This window comes from Streptomyces sp. NPDC058240 (genome assembly GCF_042882135.1).
Classification (GTDB): domain Bacteria; phylum Actinomycetota; class Actinomycetes; order Streptomycetales; family Streptomycetaceae; genus Streptomyces.
Genome location: NZ_JBHVWT010000007.1, coordinates 67,661 through 85,927 on the forward strand (window position 1 = coordinate 67,661; position 18,267 = coordinate 85,927).

Here is an 18,267-nt window from a genome sequence, read left to right on the forward strand (position 1 = left end):
GTACCCCAGCATTGTCACCCGCGACCGCCGGGGACGTCTGTCAAAGCCCACCTTCGAAGGCTCAACGGCGGGAATCCGGTGAAAGGTTCCCCACTGTCGCCCCCGGTCCGGTCCGGGCACCCCGGGGGCCGGGCGAAGGGCTCCGGGAGGAGGTCAGCCCCCGTAGACGTGCGGGGCGAGCGTGCCGACGAAGGGGAGGTTGCGGTACTTCTCGGCGTAGTCGAGCCCGTAGCCGACGACGAATTCGTTGGGGATGTCGAAACCGACCCACTTGCAGTCGAGCGCGACCTTGGCCGCGTCCGGCTTGCGCAGCAGGGTGCAGATCTCCAGGGAGGCGGGCTCGCGCGAGCCGAGGTTCGACATCAGCCACGACAGGGTCAGGCCCGAGTCGATGATGTCCTCGACGATCAGGACGTGCTTGCCCTTGATGTCGGTGTCCAGGTCCTTGAGGATCCGGACCACTCCGGAGGACTGGGTGCCCGCGCCGTACGACGAGACGGCCATCCAGTCCATGGTGACGGGGGTGGACAGCGCGCGCGCCAGGTCCGCCATCACCATCACTGCGCCCTTGAGGACGCCGACGATGAGCAGGTCCTTGCCCGCGTACTCCGCGTCGATCTTCGCGGCCAGCTCGACGAGCTTCGCGTCGATCTCTTCCTTGGTGAGGAGCACCGACTGAAGGTCGGTGCCCATGTCCTTCTCGTTCACCCGCGTCTCTTTCCTGCCTGCCGGGTCCGGGCTGTTGCCCCGCACCCGTGCGGCCGCTCGCCTGCGTGTCGGCCGCTCATGCTTCAGCTCTGCCGAATGACCAGTCTGCCACCCTGGCGCATGGCTTCGACCCGTCCGGGCAGGTTGATGGCCCGCTGGCCGCGCCAGCCGGTGATCAGACGGTCGACTTCCTCGATGTGCCGGGCGAAGAGCGAACCGGCCGGGGAACCCGCCTCCATGGCTGCCCGGCGCAGGACCCGGCGGCGTACGGCGGGCGGCAGCGCGTACAGCTTGGCGCACTCCAGACGGCCCGCGTCGTCCCGCACGGCGCGGTCGGCCTCGGCGGCCCAGGTGTCCAGCGCGTCGGCGTCGTCGCGGGAGAGCTGGGCGGTACGGGCCAGGGCCTCGACGACCCCTTTGCCCAGCGCCTTCTCCAGAGCCGGCAGGCCCTCGTGGCGCAGTCGGGAGCGGGTGTAGGCGGGGTCGATGTTGTGCGGGTCGTCCCAGACGGGCAGGGACTGGACGAGGCAGGCCTTGCGGGCGGTCTGCCGGTCGAGCTGGAGGAAGGGGCGGCGGTAGCGGCCGGCCGGTCCGGACGCGGCGGCCATGCCGGAGAGCGAGCGGATCCCGGAGCCGCGGGCGAGGCCGAGCAGCACCGTCTCCGCCTGGTCGTCACGGGTGTGTCCGAGCAGGACGGCGGCGGCGCCGTGCCGCTCGGCCGCCGCGTCCAGGGCGGCGTAGCGGGCGTCACGGGCCGCGGCCTCGGGGCCGCCGTCGTGGCCGACCTGCACGGCGACGGACTCGACCGGGTCGAGACACATGTCGGTGAGGCGGTCGACGACCTCGGCGGCGCGGGTGTCGGAGCCGTCCTGGAGGCCGTGGTCGACGGTGATCCCTCCGGCCCGGACGGCGAGTTTGGGGGCCTCGAAGGCGAGGGCGGAGGCGAGGGCCATGGAGTCGGCGCCGCCGGAGCAGGCCACCAGCACCAGCGGGGTGTCGGGGCGTTCGGGGAGTGCGGCGCGCTGCCTGCCCGCACCGGCTTCGGCGAACTCGGGGTGCGGGGTGCGCCGGGTGTGTTCGGCGCTTCGGGTGTGTTCGGTGAGTACGTCGTGGAGTACGCGGCGGACCGCCAGGCGTATCGCCGCGACCGCAGGATGGGGACCCATGTCCGGTGCCCTTCGTGAAGTTCGGGGAGGTGGCTCGAAGTGCCGGACGGGAAGTATGCCGTCACTCAGAGTGCGTCGATGGTGACAGAGACAAGTCGTCCATCGAGCATTGCACGCCTTCCCATGCCCCTACGGTCCCTCGGATGGGTGATTACCGGCGCGTTCTCATCCTGTCGTCCGCCGTCGGAGCGGTCGCGATCAGGACTCTGCCTTACGGTGCACCCTCGCGATCCAGTCCGCCGGCTTCGCGATCTCCGCCTTGGTGGGCAGGGTGTTCGGCGAGGTCCAGACCCGGTTGAAGCCGTCCATGCCGACCTCGTCGACCACGGCCCGGACGAATCGTTCGCCGTCGCGGTACTGGCGCAGCTTGGCGTCGAGGCCGAGGAGCTTGCGCAGCGCCTGGTCGAGTCGGCCGGCTCCGCGCGCCCGGCGCTGCTGGAACTTCTCCCGGATCTCGCCGACGGAGGAGACGACCTCGGGGCCGACGCCGTCCATCACGTAGTCGGCGTGGCCTTCGAGCAGGGACATCACGGCGGTGAGCCGGCCGAGGATCTCGCGCTGGGAGGGCGTCTGGACGAGCTCGACCAGGCTGCGGCCGCCGTCCTCGCCGTCCTCGCCCTCGGGACGGCCCCCGGCCAGGGACTGGGCGGCCTCGCGGAGCCGTTCCAGCACGGTCATCGGGTCGATGTCGGTCTCGTCGAGGAATGACTGGATCTCGCCCTGCAGATGGTCGCGGAGCCAGGGCACTCCGGTGAACTGGGTGCGGTGGGTCTCCTCGTGGAGCGCGACCCAGAGCCGGAAGTCGTGCGGGTCGACCTCCAGTTCGCGCTCGACGTGCACGATGTTCGGGGCGACGAGCAGCAGCCTGCCACCCCCGTCGGCCGAGGCCGGGAACTCGCGGGTGGCCGGGGCGAACGTCTCGTACTGGCCGAGGACCCGGGAGGCCAGGAACGACAGCAGCATCCCCACCTCGACGCCGGTCACCTTGCCGCCGACCGCGCCGAGCACGGCGCCGCCGGGGCCGCCCGCGCGCCGGTCCTGCATCTTGCCCAGCAGCGGGCGGAGCAGTTCGCGGAAGCCTGCGACATTGGCCTTGACCCAGCCGGCCCGGTCCACGACCAGGACCGGGGTGTCCTCCGGTTCGGTCCCCTCCGGGATCATCCGGGTGAAGGAACGGACGTGCTCCTCCGCGGCCTTGGCATGCCGGCGCAGCTCCGCGACGACCTCGCGGGCCTCCTCGCGGCTGATCTCCGGCCCCGGCCGCACAAGTCGGGTCGCGGTCGCGACCGCGAGATTCCAGTCGACCATCTCGGCACCACCGATGCTCGTCATGCGTCAACCGTACGTGCTCGGGTCCGTCCGCGGTGCGGTGTCGACCGGCTCAATGGGTGCGGGCGGCGAGGGCTGTCCGGTGCTCCCCGGCGGATCGGCGCGCGGCGTCGGACGCGGTGCGTCGCAGGGCGGAGGAGCACCCGCGTACCGGGCGTATGCGGGGCGTTCCGACAACGCGGCGAGGCGCCGTGGCCTCGTCGCGCGCCCGCCGGGAATCACCGGACGGCACTCAGGGCGGTGGCGAGGGCGTCGAGGGCGGACTGGGCGTCGGAGGGGGAGGTCGTGCCGGAGGCCAGGAAGGCGAAGGCGAGCAGTCGGCCCTGCCGGTCGACGACCGTCCCCGCGAGGGTGTTCACCCCGGTGAGGGTGCCGGTCTTGGCGCGGATCAGGCCGGTGCCCGCGGACTTGCCGGTGTAGCGGTCGCTGAGCGTGCCGCTGAAACCGGCCACGGGCAGGCCGGTGAGGACGGGGCGCAGTTCGGGGTGGTCCGGGTCGGCCGCGCGGGCGAGGAGGCCGGCCAGCAGTCCGGCGGTGACCTTGTCCTTGCGGTTGAGTCCGCTGCCGTCGGCGAGGTCCGCGCCCTTCAGCGGCAGGCCGAGCTTCTTGAGCTGTGCGGTGACGGCCCGTCGGCCGCCGTCGAAGTCGGCCGGTTCGCCCGCGGCGAGGGCGGTCTGCCGGGCGAGTGCTTCGGCGATGTCGTTGTCACTGTTGGTCAGGGCCCGTTCGACCAGGGCGGAGAGCGGGACCGAGCGGTGTTCGGCGACCTTCCGGGACCCGGCGGCCGGGCGGCCGGGCTTCGGGTCGGCCCCGGTGGCGATCCCGGCGTCGTCGAGGAGCTCCGCGAAGGTACGGGCGGTGTCGCCGGCCGGGTCGTCGCTGCGCGGGGCGGGTCCGCTGTCGGTGCTGTCGAGCCTGCCCTCGTCGGTCATCAGTGCGCTGACGGGCGCGATGTTCTCGTTGGGGCCGATCGGGTGCCGGGCGGGCCCGGAGTAGCGGGAGGTGTCGTACCCGAGGCGGACCTTCTCGACGCCGTGGTCCTTCAGGGCGCGGGCGGTGTCGGTGGCCAGCCTGCGCAGGGCGGCCTTGTCGAGGGTGGGGTCGCCGCCGCCGACCAGGGTGAGGCCGCGGAAGTCCGCGGACGCCCGGACCGTCGTGGCGATGCGGTGGTCGGGGCCGAGGGCGCTCAGGGCGGCGACCGTGGTGGCGATCTTGACGGTGGAGGCGGGCGTCATGGGAGTGCCGGCGCCCTGGCCGTACAACTGCTCGCCGCCGGCGGTGTCGATGACGACGGCGGCGTGCCGGGTGCCCAGGGCGGGGTCCTTCAGCAGCGGGCCGAGAACGGCGCGGAGGGCGTCGGCCGCGCCGTTCGGGCTGGTGCGGGCGTCCGGGGCGGAGTTGTCGACGGCGGAGGAGAGCGCCGCGAGGACGGCCGGGGCGCTGGGTGCGGGCTCCGGTCCGGACGGTGCGGTGGAGTCGTGATGTGCGCCACCTGTACGGTTCCGGGCGGCGGCCCAGTCCGTCTCGGCCTTACGCTGACCCGAGTCCCAGGGGCCGGCGGCAAGGACGACGCCGGCTGCGAGCGCCAGGCCGAGGCCGGCGGAGACGGCGGTGAACTGCCGGTCGTTCAGTCCCTTCGACCTGATCATGGCGGCCCGACGGGTGAGCCTGCTCAGTTTGTCCAGCGGGTTGACCGACGGTCTTTTCACCGGCTCGTCCACCGTTGACCAGCCCCTTTCGCGAGCACACATCTGCGTGGGGGACACTTAATCACCAGTCGTATGTGTTGATCATGGAGGAGCCACCCGTGGAGTTCGACGTCGTTATCGAGATCCCGAAGGGTTCGCGGAACAAGTACGAGGTGGACCACGAGACCGGTCGGATCCGCCTGGACCGTCGACTCTTCACCTCGACCAGCTACCCGGCGGACTACGGCTTCGTCGAGAACACCCTCGGCGAGGACGGCGACCCGCTGGACGCGCTGGTCATCCTGGAGGAGCCGACCTTCCCCGGCTGCCTCATCAAGTGCCGCGCCATCGGCATGTTCCGGATGACGGACGAGGCCGGCGGCGACGACAAGCTGCTGTGCGTGCCGGCCTCCGACCCCCGGGTGGAGCACCTGCGCGACATCCACCACGTGTCGGAGTTCGACCGCCTGGAGATCCAGCACTTCTTCGAGGTCTACAAGGACCTGGAGCCCGGCAAGTCCGTCGAGGGCGCCGACTGGGTCGGCCGCGCCGAGGCCGAGGCCGAGATCGAGGCCTCCTACAAGCGCCTTGAGGCGCAGGGCGGCGCGCACTGACCCGAGGGTCGTGATCCGGTTCCGTTTCCACGGTTCCGGACCTGGAACGGGCGGTACTCCTTCCGAAGGAGTGCCGCCCGTTCCGCATGCCCGCCCGGTCCGCGGGCAGGCCTCTTCGTACCCGTGTCCCGGCCCGTGGCCATACTGGGCACAAGGGCAGCCGACGAGGAGCGAGATCTGGTGGTGGCGGAAAAGGGCGGTCCGGAGGACCAGAAGCCCCAGTCCGACGAGGCGCGCAGCGCCTTCGTCCCGCCGACCGGGGTGGGCAGGCGCGCGTCCGCATCCGAGGACGACCAGCCGACATCGGAATTTGCCATTCCGGCCGGTCTGGCGAACGAACCCCCGGGGCCGGGAACAGGTTCCGCTTCGGGTTCCGGCCCGGGGCCGGGAACGGGTTCGGACACGGCCGGCTCCGCCTTCGCCCCGCCGCGCACCTACAGCGCCCAGCACTCGCCGCCCGCCTTCACCCCGGCACACGGCAGCCCGATGATCCGGCTGACCAAGGAGGCGCCCTGGCAGGACCGGATGCGCACGATGCTGCGGATGCCGGTCGCCGAGCGCCCGGCGCCCGAGACGGTGCAGAAGCCCGACGAGACGGGGCCCGCGGTGCCGCGCGTGCTCGACCTGACGCTGCGTATCGGGGAGTTGCTGCTGGCCGGCGGCGAGGGCGCCGAGGACGTCGAGGCGGCCATGTTCGCGGTGACCCGCAGCTACGGCCTGGACCGCTGCGAACCCACGGTCACCTTCACCCTGCTGTCGATCTCGCACCAGCCTTCGCTGGTCGACGACCCGGTCACGGCGAGTCGTACCGTACGCCGCCGCGCCACCGACTACACCCGGCTGGCCGCCGTCTTCCGGCTGATCGACGACATCACCACCGAGGACGCCGAGGTCTCGCTGGAGGATGCCTACCGGCGGCTGGCGGAGATCCGGCGCAACCGGCATCCGTACTCCGGCTGGGTGCTGACACTGGCCGCCGGCGGTCTCGCGGGGGCGGCGTCGGTGCTGCTCGGCGGTGGTCCGCTGGTGTTCCTGGTGGCGGCGGTCGGCGCGATGCTCGGCGACCGGCTCGCCTGGCTGTGTGCCGGGCGCGGGCTGCCGGAGTTCTACCAGTTCGTGGTGGCGGCGATGCCGCCGGCCGCACTGGGGGTGGCGCTGACCCTCACCCACTGGTCGGACGTACGGCCGTCCGCGGTCATCACCGGTGGGCTGTTCGCGCTGCTGCCGGGGCGGGCCCTGGTGGCGGGTGTGCAGGACGGGCTGACCGGTTTCTACATCACCGCGGCCGCGCGTCTGCTCGAAGTCATGTACTTGTTCATCGGCATCGTCGTCGGCGTGCTGCTGGTGCTGTATCTGGGGCTTCAGCTGGGCGCCCAGCTGAACCCCGAGGCCAGATTCATCGGCCAGGACCGGCCGGTGGTGCAGATCCTGGCGTCGATGGCGCTCTGTTTCGCCTTCGCGATCCTGCTCCAGCAGGACCGGTCCACGGTGCTGGCGGTGACCCTCAACGGCGGTGTGGCCTGGGTGATCTACGGGGCGATGGCCCGCACCGGCAATATCTCGCCGGTGGCGGCGACGGCGACGGCGGCCGGTCTGGTGGGGCTGTTCGGGCAGTTGTTCTCGCGCTACCGGTACACCTCGTCGCTGCCGTTCATCACGGCGGCGATCGGCCCGCTGCTGCCCGGTTCGGCCACGTACTTCGGTCTGCTGGCCGTGGCGCAGGGAAGGGTGAACGCCGGGCTCGCCTCGCTGTCGACCGCGGTGGCCACGGCGCTGGCCATCGCGATCGGGGTGAATCTGGGGAGCGAGATCTCCCGGCTCTTCATGCGGGTGCCGGGAGCGGTCGGCGGGGCGAACCGCCGCGCGGCCAAGCGGACGCGCGGCTTCTGAGAGCCTGTCGGGCGACCTTCGATCGCCCGATCAGAGGTCACCCGACAGGCTCTGCGGCCCGCGGCGGCCGGAGCGTACGTCAGCGCTTGGCGTGCCGGCCGCGCTGGCCGGAGGCCGGGCTGCCCCCGGCGGACGGGCCGGGGCCCTCACCGTGGGACGCCGCTTCCTTCTTCGACTTGGAGCGGGCCCGCAGGAACTCGATCCCGATCGGCACCACCGAGATGAGCACGATCAGGATGAGCATCGCCTCGATGTTCTCGTGGACGAAGTCGATCTTGCCGAGGGCCGAGCCGAGCAGCGTGACGCCGACGCCCCAGAGCACCCCGCCGATGATGTTGAACACGATGAACGAGCGGTAGTTCATCCGGCTCACACCGGCGATGATCGGGGTGAACGTACGCACCACGGGCACGAAGCGGGCCAGGATCAGCGACTTCGGTCCGTACTTCTCGAAGAATTCGTGCGCCTTCTCGACGTTCTCCTGCTTGAAGAGGCGGGAGTCCGGGCGCTTGAAGAGCGATGGGCCGACCTTGCGGCCGAAGAGATAGCCCACCTGGTCACCGATGATCGCCGCCAGTGCCACCAGGAGGCAGACCAGCCAGAGCGGGGTGTCCAGCTGCTTCGTGGTCACCAGCAGACCCGTGGTGAACAGGAGCGAGTCGCCGGGGAGGAAGAAGCCGATCAGCAGTCCGGACTCGGCGAACACGATGAGGAGGACGCCGGGAAGTCCGAAGGTGTTGATCAGATAGTCCGGGTCCAGCCAGCTCGGTCCGAGCGCAAGCGTATTCAAGGGTCCGGGGCTCCTGGATCGATCGATGGCGGCTGCGTGGCCGCCCAAAGCTATCAACGCAGGATGACACCCCCGGGTTCCAGATGGCCCACGCGAGGACGCACACTGGGCCGGCCGGGGATGCACTCCGGATCAACCGGGACAAAGCTGTCCCCAGGAGGTGCCACACGATGGGCATTGAGGATTACGGCGGCGGGCAGACGGCCCAGTCGGACGTCCTGGTCGTCACCACGAACGACGTACCGGGCTACCAGGTGACCCAGGTGATCGGGGAGGTGTTCGGCCTGACCGTGCGCTCCCGCCATCTGGGCAGCCAGATCGGCGCCGGGCTGAAGTCCATGATCGGCGGCGAGCTGAAAGGGCTGACCAAGACCCTCGTCGAGACCCGGAACCAGGCGATGGAACGGCTCGTCGAGCAGGCGAAGGCCCGGGGCGCCAACGCGGTGCTGATGATGCGCTTCGACGTGACCGAGGCGGCCGACGTGGGCACGGAGGTGTGCGCGTACGGCACCGCGGCCGTGATCAGCCGGAGCTGAGCGGGCGCGGCCACGGGGGTGGGGGCGCCCCCACCCCCGTGGCGGTCACGCCAGGCGCCGGGCGTTGGCGTCGATCGCGTCCCGCAGATGCTCGGCCAGGCCCGGCCGCATCGACTCGTAGAACGCGCGGAACCGCGGGTCGGACACGTACATCTCGCCGAGCCCGCGGTGCATCTCGGCGGTGCACTCGTAGAACCACTTGCCGATGTGGAGCCGGTGGGCCTCGGCCAGCTCCATCGCCCGCTCGCCGGTGGCCGGCTCCCCGGCCGCCATCAACGCGTCGTAGGCGGCGCCCCATTCGGCGACCTCCGCCTGCATCCGCTTCCAGTCGTCCTTGGTGTACCCGGCGGCCCGGCGCTGCGACTCGGCGTACGCGGCCGTGCCGCCCCAGCGCCGTTCGGCCTCCTCCGCGTGCTCCTCGGGGTCCTTGCCCCCGAAGACCTCGAACTTCTCCTCGGGCGTGAGGTTGATGCCCATCTTCCGTGCCTCCATGGCTGTTTCGACGGCGTCGGCCATCCTTCGCAGTTCGGCGATCCGGTCGGACAGCAGCCGGTGCTGGCGCCGCAGATGCTCCTGCGGGTCCGCCCGCGGATCGTCGAGCAGTACCGCGATCTCGTCGAGCGGGAAGCCGAGCTCCCGGTAGAACAGGATCTGCTGGAGCCGGTCGAGATCACCGTCGTCGTAGCGGCGGTGCCCGGCCCGGCTGCGCCCGCTGGGCGAGAGCAGTCCGATGCCGTCGTAGTGGTGCAGGGTGCGCACCGTGACTCCGGCGAATCCGGCGACCTGTCCCACGGGGTACTCCATGACTCCCCCGCCCCCTTCTCCGATCGGGTACGTCCCAAGCCTGGGTCCTGACGTGACGTGAGGTGCAAGCCCGAATTGCCGCCGCTCCCGGCGCCATTCGAGGGATTATGTTCCTTTTAGGCCGTTATGGTGAGCCGGTGGCCACCGATTCCTCCGCTCTCGCCGGACCCGCTCCCGAAACCGCGCCCGTGCGCCGGCTACTGCCCGTCATCGTGCCCGCCCTGACCGTCGGGATCCTCTGCGCGCTCGTCCTGCTCGGCATCAGCCTGCTCGCGGAGAAGCTCCAGAACGTGCTCTGGGAGACGCTCCTCGACGCGCTCTCCGTCGGCCGCTACTCCGCGCTCTGGATGATCGTGACGCTCACCGCGAGCGGGCTGGTGGTCGGGCTGCTCATCCGGGCGGTGCCCGGTCACGCGGGCCCCGATCCGGCGACCACCGGGCTGGTCGATCCGCCGCTGCCGCCGGGCGTGGTCCCGGGGCTGCTGCTCGTCACGGTCCTCACCCTGGCGGGCGGGGTCAGCCTCGGTCCGGAGAACCCGATCACGGCCGCCAATATCGCGCTGGCCTTCTGACTGGGCCGCCGCTTCGCGCCCGGCACACCGGCGGCGCTCCGGCTCTCCCTCGCCGCGGCCGGCACCATCGGAGCCCTCTTCGGCACCCCGGTGGCCGCCGCGTTGATCCTCTCCGAAACCCTCGCCTCCCGCGCCGGACCGGGCGCGCTCTGGGACCGTCTCTTCGGCCCGCTCGCGGCGGGCACCGCGGGTGCGCTCACCATGACCCTGCTGGCCCATCCCAGCTTCGACCTGTCGCTGCCGGCCTACACCCGCCCGCACTGGGGCGACCTCCTCTCCTCGGTCGTCATCGCACTGGCCGGGGCGGTGCTCGGCATGCTGGCGGTGTACGCGTTCCCGTACGTGCACCGGCTCTTCCGGGCCCTGAAGCACCCGGTCCTGGCGCTGACCGCGGGCGGGCTGCTGCTCGGTCTGCTGGGGGCGCTGGGCGGCCGTCTCACCCTGTTCAAGGGGCTCGACGAGGTGAAGGAACTCGCCGCCGACCCGAGCGGCTGGTCGGCCGGGCAGTTCGCGGTCATGGCCGTGGTGAAGACGGCCGCGCTGGTGATCGCGGCGAGCTGCGGCTTCCGGGGCGGACGGATCTTCCCCGCCGTCTTCGTGGGTGTCGCGCTGGGGCTCTGCGCCCATGCCCTGGTCCCGTCGGTGCCGGTGGCGCTCGCGGTGACCTGCGGGGTGCTGGGCATTCTGCTGGCCATCACCCGGCAGGGCTGGCTGAGCCCGTTCACCGCGGCGGTGCTGGTCGGCGACGCGACCGTGCTCCCGATGCTGTGCGTCGCCTCGCTGCCCGCCTGGCTGCTGGTGACCGGGCGGCCGCAGATGCAACTGCGCGAGGACGGCGAGCCGCTGCGCTGAGAGGCTGTCGGGACTCCCGCCCGACGCGCCGGATGCCCGACCCTTCCGTATCGTCGCATCCGTATGGATTCGTCCTATCAGGTCCGTCGGAGGTCTCCGCGATGCCCACGCCCGTCAACGTCGCCGTCATCTACTACTCGTCGACCGGAACCATCGCCACGATCGCCAAGGCCATGGCGCAGTACGCCGAGAAGGCCGGTGCCGAGGTGCGGCTGCGCAAGGCCGGTGAGCTCGCCCCGCAAGCGGCCATCGACTCCAACCCGGCCTGGGCCGCCAACGCGAAGGCCACCGCCGACATCACCGAGGCCTCGCCCGACGACATGATCTGGGCGGACGCCGTGATCCTCGGCACGCCGACCCGGTTCGGCAACGTCACCGCCCAGCTCAAGCAGTTCCTCGACACCCTCGGCGGCCTCTGGCAGGCGGGCCACCTCGCGGACAAGGTCTACAGCGGCTTCACCTCCACCAGCACCGCGCACGGCGGCCAGGAGTCCACGCTGCTCGCGCTCTACAACACGGTCCACCACTTCGGCGGAATCCTGGTCGCCCCCGGCTACACGGACCCGTCGAAGTTCGTGGACGGCAATCCGTACGGCACCTCGCACGTGGCCGGTCAGGGCGACATCCCGGTCGGCGAGCAGACCCTGACCGCCACCCGGGTCCAGGCCGAGCGGGTCGTGAAGTTCACCCGGGCCATCAAGGACGGCCTCGCCGCCGGAAGCTGACGGCACCACACACACCGACCGGACCGTCACGCGTCACGAAAGCCGCCGAGAACCGAGAAGGGCTGCCCGCCGATGCCTCTCCACAAGGGTTCGTCCCAGAGCAGGGAACCGTCCGAAGGCCGCCGCAAGCTCGCCTTCAACCCGTTCTACGGGGAGGCCAACCCGGCCGCCGGCATGGAGTCGGCGCCGCCCCGGCACCGGCTGCCCGACGGGCCGATGCCGCCGTCGACCGCGTACGGCCTTGTCCACGACGAGCTGATGCTCGACGGCAACTCACGGCTCAACCTCGCCACCTTCGTCACCACCTGGATGGAACCCCAGGCCGGGGTGCTGATGGGCGAGTGCCGCGACAAGAACATGATCGACAAGGACGAGTACCCGCGCACGGCCGAGCTGGAGCGGCGCTGTGTGGCGATGCTCGCCGACCTCTGGAACGCCCCCGATCCCTCGGCGGTCGTGGGCTGTTCGACGACCGGATCCAGCGAGGCCTGCATGCTCGCGGGACTGGCACTGAAACGCCGCTGGGCGGCCAGGAACGCCGACCGCTATCCGGCGACCGCCCGGCCGAACCTGGTCATGGGCATCAACGTGCAGGTCTGCTGGGACAAGTTCTGCGCCTTCTGGGAGGTCGAACCACGGACGGTCCCGATGGAGGGCGACCGCTTCCACCTCGACCCGCAGGCCGCGGCCGACCTCTGCGACGAGAACACCATCGGCGTCGTCGGCATCCTCGGCTCCACCTTCGACGGTTCGTACGAGCCGGTCGCGGAACTGTGCGCGGCGCTGGACGCCCTTCAGGAACGCACCGGTCTCGACATCCCCGTCCATGTGGACGGCGCCTCCGGGGCGATGGTGGCGCCGTTCCTGGACGAGGACCTGGTGTGGGACTTCCGGCTGCCGAGGGTGTCCTCCATCAACACCTCCGGGCACAAGTACGGCCTGGTCTACCCGGGCGTCGGCTGGGTGCTGTGGCGCTCGCCCGCCGAGCTGCCCGAGGAGCTGGTGTTCCGGGTCAACTACCTGGGCGGCGACATGCCGACCTTCGCGCTGAACTTCTCCCGGCCCGGCGCACAGGTGGTCGCGCAGTACTACACCTTCCTGCGACTGGGCCGGGACGGCTACCGGGCCGTGCAGCAGGCGTCCCGGGACGTGGCCCACGGACTCGCGGAGCGGATCGAGGCGATCGGCGACTTCCGGCTCCTCACCCGGGGCGACCAGCTGCCCGTCTTCGCGCTGACGACCGCGCCGGAGGTGGACGCGTACGACGTCTTCGACGTGTCGCTGCGGCTGCGCGAACAGGGCTGGCGCGTGCCGGCTTACACCTTCCCGGCCAACCGGCAGGACCTGGCGGTGCTGCGGGTGGTGTGCCGCAACGGCTTCTCGTCGGACCTCGCCGAACTGCTGCTGGAGGACATCGGGCTGATCCTTCCCGACCTGCGCCGCCAGCCGCACCCGCTGAGCCGCGACCGGCAGGTGGCGACGGCGTTCCACCACTGAGCGCGATCGGCGCCCGGTCACTCGTCGTCGCCGGGATCCGGGACCCCCGTCGCGTACGGATTGCGCTGCCCGTCGGCGAGCACCCCGACGAAGGGCTCGCCCTCCCCCGCGAAGGTGTACGCCCCGCCCTCGATGCGGGCGATCAGCCCGCGCGTCCACTCGGCCCCGGCATCCGCCGAGTGGACCCACAGCTTCATGATCTCGCCGATGTGGCCGAGCGATTCGGGCCCCGCCTCCGGCACATAGTGCTCGGTGACCGTGGCCCGCCAGGCCGCGAGACCGGCGACCCGCTCCCGGAGCAGCGCGACCGCCTCGGACCGCTCCAGGTCGACGATGCCGCCGAGGGCCGCCGACAGCAGGTCCGGTTTCTGGTCGTACGAGGTGAGCGCCGCGCGCAGCAGCGTGAAGTACTCCGCGTCGCCCCGCTCGGTGATCTCGTACTCGGTACGGGGCGGGCCGCCCGCCGTGCTCGGGGCGGTCTCGTGGACGAGCAGCAGGCCTTGCTTCGCCATCTGCTTCAGCGCGTGATAGACCGACCCGGGCTTGGCGTTGGACCACTCGTGCGCACCCCAGTACTCCAGGTCGTTGCGGACCTGATAGCCGTGCGCCCGGCCGTGCTGGCGCACGGCGCAGAGGACCAGCAGCCGGATCGCGGACATGTCACGCACCCTTTCTATTCAACTTTGATTAGAGTAGCCCCCCGCCTCGGCGACCAGCTCGAACGCGGTACGGCCGTCCAGGGACTCCCGGATGATGTCGGCGTGCCCGGCGTGCCGGGCGATCTCCTCGACGAGATGGGCCAGCAGCCACCTCATCGAGACCCGCCCGTCCTTCGGGAACCAGGGCGTTTCCGGCAGCGGGAAGGTGTCGTCCAGGCTGGGCACCGAGCGGATGAACTCCTCCTCCTCGGCCACGACGCCGTCCCAGAACTTCAGCACCTGCTCCACCGTCTCGTCGCCGACGAGCCGGAAGCCGTCCGCCCAGGTGCTTTCGTTGCGGACGGTCTCGTTCAACCGCTGCTGGGCCATCCGCAGCCAGTTCAGCTCGACCTCGGCGACATGCTTGGCCAGTCCGGAGAGGGAGAGCTCGCTGGCGCTGGGGCGGCTCGCCGCCTGCTCCTCGGTCAGCCCGATCAGGGAGCGCCGGATCGCACCGCGCTGGGCCTCGATGAAGGAGAGGAACATGCCGCGCTCGTCGCCGGGGGCTTCCGAGGGAACGTGAGTGACCATGGTGTCCGCCTTGATGATCCGTGCCGGTTCTTCCTGACACCGACCAAGCTACGGTCCCTTGAGGTCAGCCTCTGTCCTCAACAAGGAAAGGGGCGGTCAGAACGGGAAAGCCGCCCGGCCGTGCTGAATGGAGATCCACTTCTGGGTGGTGAAGGCGTCGACGGTCGCCTCACCGTTCAGCCGGCCGGTCCCGGAGGACTTCTCGCCGCCGAAGGCCACCAGCGGATCGTCCTGGACGGTGGAGTCGTTGACGTGGAACATCCCGCTGACCACGCGCCGCGCGAACCGCACCCCGCGTTCGGCGCTGCGGGTGTGCACGGCGCCGCTCAGCCCGTACGGGGTGTCGTTGGCGATCCGTACGGCGTCGTCCTCGCCGTCGAACGTCACCAGCAGCGCCACCGGGCCGAATATCTCCTGGGACAGCAGCGGGGAGTCCTCGGGGAGCCCGGCGAGCACGGTCGGCTCCACGAGGTTGCCGCGGGTCCGGCCGCGGACGAGCGCGGTGGCCCCGTCGGCGACCGCCTGGTCGACCAGGGCGGTCAGCGCGTCGGCCTGGAAGGTGTTGATGACCGGGCCGATCCGGGTCTCCGGGTCGCGCGGGTCACCGGTCTTCAGCGCGGCCACCCTGGCGGTGAACTTCTCGGTGAACTCCCGCTCGACACGGCGGTCCACCAGGATGCGATTGGCGGCCATGCAGACCTGCCCCTGGTACACGAAGCGGCTGAAGACGGCCGCGTCGACCGCGTAGTCGATGTCCGCGTCCTCCAGCACCACCAGGGCGCTGTTTCCGCTGAGTTCGAGGATGGTCCGCTTGAAGTGCCCGGCCGCGACCGCGCCGACATGGCGGCCGACCCGGTCCGAGCCCGCGAACGAGATCACCTTGGGTACCGGGTGCTCGATGAACGCGTCCCCGATCTCGGCGACATCGGTGATCAGGATGTTGAGCAGCCCGGCGGGCAGTCCGGCGTCCTCGAAGATCTTCGCGATCAGCGCGCCGCCGACGACCGGGGCGTTCTGGTTGGGCTTGACGACGACCGCGTTGCCGAGCGCGAGGGCCGGTGCGACGGACTTCATCGCCACCAGGAAGGGGAAGTTGAAGGGGCTGATCACCCCGATGACGCCGACGGGCCGGCGGTAGAGGCGGTTCTCCTTGCCGTCCGCCAGGGAGGACAGGATGCTGCCCGGCGGGCGCAGCGCCCGATGGATCGCGTCGCGCAGGAATTCCTCGGCGACACGGACCTCGTACTCCGCCTTGACCCGGGTGCCGCCCAGTTCGTCGATGATCGCGTCGACTATGTCGTCGTGCAGTTCCCCGGTGATGCGCAGTGCGCGTTCCAGGACCTCGCGGCGCTCGTACGGTCCGGTGGCGGCCCAGGAGCGCTGGGCGCGCTCGGCGGCGCGGTAGGCCAGGTCGACCTCCTGCGCGGTCGCGATGGTGATCGCGGCGAGTTTCTCCCCGTTGTAGGGGTTGAAATCGATGATGTCCCACGAGCCGGTTCCGGTCCGCCACTCACCGTCGATGTATTGGTCGGCCAGCTCGTAGAAGAAGGACATGCGATCCCTTAACTCAGGTGCAGACTCCGTCGAACCGTCATCGTACTGACGAATCAGGTGAGTTGGAGCAGACCACGGAGCAGATCGCGGCTCTCCTCGGGCCCCGGGCTGTCCTCGTGCAGTCGCGTCATGGCCTTTTCGTACTGAGCGACTTCTTCGGCCTTGTCCAGATAGAGCGCACTTGTCAGCTGCTCCAAATAGACGATGTCCGACAGATCGGATTCCGGGAATCGCAGCATCGTAAAAGAACCGCCCTCTCCGGCATGCCCGCCAAAACTGAAGGGCATGACCTGGAGAGTGATGTTGGGCTGTTCCGACATTTCGATCAGATGCCGCAATTGTGCGCGCATCACTTCACGGTCGCCGTACGGACGGCGCAGCGCCGCCTCGTCCAGCACGGCATGGAAGTGAGGTGCGCGTTCGGAGACGAGGGCCTTCTGGCGCTCCAGTCGCAGCGCCACGCGGCGGTCGATCTCGACGGCGGGCGCGGCACCCATGCCCCGGGCGACGACCGCGTGCGCATAGGCCTCGGTCTGCAACAGGCCGTGGATGAACTGGACTTCGTACACTCGAATGAGCGACGCCGCCCCCTCCAGACCGATGTACGTCTGGAACCAGCCGGGCAGTACATCTCCGTAACTGTGCCACCAGCCCGCCACGTTGGCCTCACGGGCCAGGCCGAGCAGAGCGTCCCGCTCCGCTTCGTCCGTGACTCCGTAGAGCGTGAGCAGGTCCTCGACGTCCCTGGCCTTGAAGCTCACCCGTCCCAACTCCATGCGGCTGATCTTCGATTCGGAGGCCCGGATGGAGTAGCCGGCCGCCTCACGGGTGATGCCGCGCGAGTCGCGCAGCCGCCTGAGCTGCGAGCCCAGCAGGATGCGCCGCACCACCGATCCACTCGACTCGCCTGCCGCCACTGGTCCGGTCCTCCCCATCGCTTCCTGGGCACCGGGGCTCCCCCCTGAACCCCAAGTGCCGGATTCTGCCATCAAAACGCTTCAGCCCGTACTCATTCGATTACGGAAATGAGAAGCCTTCCAGAAGGCTGCGAAAATACACACAGGAAGAAATGACCAAGAACCGGCACGGGTTCGGACAGGTCAGGCGCGTGCACGTGCATCTGCCCTTGCATCTGCCCAACGCATTGGGAACCATGGGGCTCGCGCACCTGCGTGCTCGTTCGTGTTGTGCCGCTGTACCCCCCGCAGTACCGATACAGCCGCGAATCCCGGGAGTGCCTCGCATGGGGACGAATGGATCGACGATGCTCGAGCCGTTACGGCAGGGGCTTCCCCCCATCGATCCCTCAGCCGTCTCCGGATCGGCCACCTGCACACTGCCCGCCCGCTACGAAGCCGTGGGCGGAGCGAGGCGGTTCACCCGGACGACGCTGAACGCATGGGGCCTGGCCGAGCGCTTCGACGATGTCGCGCTGGTGGTCTCCGAACTCGTCACCAACGCCCTGCGGCACGCCCTGCCCTCGGACAGCACCGCACCCGACTCCCAGGACCCGCCCGTACGGCTGCACTTGATGCGATGGAGTTCACGCCTGGTGTGCGCCGTGCGCGACCCCAGCCAGGAGAGCCCGATCGCCTCCGCGGCACCGGACTGCGCCGAATCCGGCCGCGGCCTCTTCCTCGTGGAGTCCTTCAGCGACTCCTGGGGCTGGCACCCTTCCCCGGAGCCGGAGAAACCGAACGCCCCGTCGGCGTCGCGCGGCAAGGTGGTCTGGGCGCTGTTCCGGCTCTCCGACGGCGTGTGACCCGCACGGCTGCGGCTAGGACCTGTCCGACCCTGATCCGCCGGACAGGCCCTAGGCCTCTCGTTCGGATCTGGCCGGACGAGAGGGACTCGGGCCGACGATCCGGGCCGGGCGAAAGGGACTTGGGCCAGCGGCCCAGGCCGGGCGAAAGAGACTTGGGCCGGCGGTCCGGGCCGGACACCGGCTCGCGGGATGCGGTCAGCCGCCCGCTATGAGGTGGTCGAACTCCCCGTCCTTCACCCCGAGCAGCAACGCCTCTATCTCGGCCGGCGTATAGACCAGCGCCGGCCCGTCGGGGTGGCGCGAATTCCGCATCGCCACATCCCCGTCGGGCAGTTTCGCGAACTCCACACAGGAACCCTGGGAGTTGCTGTGTCTGCTCTTCTGCCAGACGACTCCGCGAAGCTCTGTGGCCGCCATGCCGTTGTACACGTGGTGCACAGGACGCTCCCCGAGTTGCAAGGTGCAAGTGTCAACTGTCTCGGATCATAGCTCTGTTCAAATTTCCCTGCATGCGCAGATGCATGCGCGGATGCACGTGCACGCGGGGT

At 70.3% G+C, this 18,267-nt stretch carries 17 protein-coding genes and 1 pseudogene; 7 read left to right on the forward strand and 11 right to left on the reverse strand.

What is annotated here, in order from left to right:
* Positions 1-153 precede the first annotated feature (153 nt).
* From hpt to dacB, 4 genes are all read right to left on the reverse strand, one after another.
* Complete coding sequence (hpt, locus tag ACFVX4_RS15430) at positions 154-693, reverse strand: hypoxanthine phosphoribosyltransferase (RefSeq protein ID WP_072487175.1); 540 nt, start codon at positions 691-693, stop codon at positions 154-156.
* Between the two features lie 98 nt (positions 694-791).
* On the reverse strand, positions 792-1,874 hold the full coding sequence (gene tilS / locus ACFVX4_RS15435) for a tRNA lysidine(34) synthetase TilS (RefSeq protein WP_389976624.1): 1,083 nt from the start codon (positions 1,872-1,874) through the stop codon (positions 792-794).
* A gap of 198 nt (positions 1,875-2,072) precedes the next feature.
* On the reverse strand, positions 2,073-3,206 hold the full coding sequence (locus ACFVX4_RS15440; protein ID WP_389976627.1) for a zinc-dependent metalloprotease: 1,134 nt from the start codon (positions 3,204-3,206) through the stop codon (positions 2,073-2,075).
* A 215-nt stretch (positions 3,207-3,421) separates the two neighbouring features.
* Positions 3,422-4,924: a D-alanyl-D-alanine carboxypeptidase/D-alanyl-D-alanine-endopeptidase gene (gene dacB, locus ACFVX4_RS15445; RefSeq protein WP_389976630.1), complete on the reverse strand. Its 1,503-nt coding sequence runs from the start codon at positions 4,922-4,924 to the stop codon at positions 3,422-3,424.
* A gap of 86 nt (positions 4,925-5,010) precedes the next feature.
* Here dacB and ACFVX4_RS15450 point away from each other — a divergent pair, with 86 nt between their 5' ends.
* Positions 5,011-5,505 carry an inorganic diphosphatase gene (locus tag ACFVX4_RS15450; protein ID WP_031090989.1) on the forward strand — a complete coding sequence of 165 codons (495 nt, stop codon included), beginning with the start codon at positions 5,011-5,013 and terminating at the stop codon, positions 5,503-5,505.
* Positions 5,506-5,685: 180 nt separating this feature from the next.
* Positions 5,686-7,395, forward strand: a complete 1,710-nt coding sequence (locus ACFVX4_RS15455; protein ID WP_389976634.1) for a threonine/serine exporter ThrE family protein — start codon at positions 5,686-5,688, stop codon at positions 7,393-7,395.
* Between the two features lie 79 nt (positions 7,396-7,474).
* Here the strand turns inward: ACFVX4_RS15455 and ACFVX4_RS15460 are convergent, their stop codons facing one another.
* The gene (locus tag ACFVX4_RS15460; RefSeq protein ID WP_266417619.1) at positions 7,475-8,185 is read right to left on the reverse strand and encodes a DedA family protein; all 711 of its coding nucleotides are present in this window, start codon (positions 8,183-8,185) and stop codon (positions 7,475-7,477) included.
* A gap of 170 nt (positions 8,186-8,355) precedes the next feature.
* Here ACFVX4_RS15460 and ACFVX4_RS15465 point away from each other — a divergent pair, with 170 nt between their 5' ends.
* Positions 8,356-8,721, forward strand: a complete 366-nt coding sequence (locus ACFVX4_RS15465) for a YbjQ family protein (RefSeq protein WP_389976637.1) — start codon at positions 8,356-8,358, stop codon at positions 8,719-8,721.
* Positions 8,722-8,766: 45 nt separating this feature from the next.
* Here ACFVX4_RS15465 and ACFVX4_RS15470 read toward each other — a convergent pair whose 3' ends face one another.
* Complete coding sequence (locus tag ACFVX4_RS15470) at positions 8,767-9,525, reverse strand: MerR family transcriptional regulator (RefSeq protein ID WP_389976640.1); 759 nt, start codon at positions 9,523-9,525, stop codon at positions 8,767-8,769.
* Positions 9,526-9,632: 107 nt separating this feature from the next.
* On the opposite strand from ACFVX4_RS15470, the pseudogene ACFVX4_RS15475 reads away from it, so the two are divergent.
* From ACFVX4_RS15475 to ACFVX4_RS15485, 3 genes and pseudogenes are all read left to right on the forward strand, one after another.
* Positions 9,633-10,949: pseudogene (locus ACFVX4_RS15475) on the forward strand (ion channel protein).
* Between the two features lie 101 nt (positions 10,950-11,050).
* Positions 11,051-11,674: an NAD(P)H:quinone oxidoreductase gene (wrbA, locus tag ACFVX4_RS15480; protein ID WP_389976643.1), complete on the forward strand. Its 624-nt coding sequence runs from the start codon at positions 11,051-11,053 to the stop codon at positions 11,672-11,674.
* Positions 11,675-11,746: 72 nt separating this feature from the next.
* Positions 11,747-13,171 carry a glutamate decarboxylase gene (locus ACFVX4_RS15485; protein WP_389976646.1) on the forward strand — a complete coding sequence of 475 codons (1,425 nt, stop codon included), beginning with the start codon at positions 11,747-11,749 and terminating at the stop codon, positions 13,169-13,171.
* A 17-nt stretch (positions 13,172-13,188) separates the two neighbouring features.
* Here ACFVX4_RS15485 and ACFVX4_RS15490 read toward each other — a convergent pair whose 3' ends face one another.
* The 4 genes from ACFVX4_RS15490 to ACFVX4_RS15505 all read right to left on the reverse strand — a co-directional run bounded on the left by ACFVX4_RS15490 (position 13,189) and on the right by ACFVX4_RS15505 (position 16,889).
* Positions 13,189-13,830 carry a PadR family transcriptional regulator gene (locus ACFVX4_RS15490; protein ID WP_389976649.1) on the reverse strand — a complete coding sequence of 214 codons (642 nt, stop codon included), beginning with the start codon at positions 13,828-13,830 and terminating at the stop codon, positions 13,189-13,191.
* 18 nt (positions 13,831-13,848) lie between these two features.
* Positions 13,849-14,400 (reverse strand): DinB family protein, encoded by a 552-nt coding sequence (locus ACFVX4_RS15495; protein WP_389976652.1) that lies wholly within the window; start codon positions 14,398-14,400, stop codon positions 13,849-13,851.
* A gap of 96 nt (positions 14,401-14,496) precedes the next feature.
* Positions 14,497-15,954: an aldehyde dehydrogenase family protein gene (locus ACFVX4_RS15500; RefSeq protein WP_389976655.1), complete on the reverse strand. Its 1,458-nt coding sequence runs from the start codon at positions 15,952-15,954 to the stop codon at positions 14,497-14,499.
* A 53-nt stretch (positions 15,955-16,007) separates the two neighbouring features.
* A complete protein-coding gene (locus tag ACFVX4_RS15505; protein ID WP_389976658.1) occupies positions 16,008-16,889 on the reverse strand; it encodes a helix-turn-helix domain-containing protein in 882 nt (293 codons plus the stop codon).
* A 329-nt stretch (positions 16,890-17,218) separates the two neighbouring features.
* Between ACFVX4_RS15505 and ACFVX4_RS15510 the strand changes: the two genes are divergently transcribed.
* Positions 17,219-17,716, forward strand: coding sequence for an ATP-binding protein (locus ACFVX4_RS15510; RefSeq protein ID WP_389976661.1), 498 nt, complete (start codon positions 17,219-17,221; stop codon positions 17,714-17,716).
* A gap of 198 nt (positions 17,717-17,914) precedes the next feature.
* Here the strand turns inward: ACFVX4_RS15510 and ACFVX4_RS15515 are convergent, their stop codons facing one another.
* Positions 17,915-18,157 carry a DUF397 domain-containing protein gene (locus ACFVX4_RS15515; protein WP_037690973.1) on the reverse strand — a complete coding sequence of 81 codons (243 nt, stop codon included), beginning with the start codon at positions 18,155-18,157 and terminating at the stop codon, positions 17,915-17,917.
* Positions 18,158-18,267 lie beyond the last annotated feature (110 nt).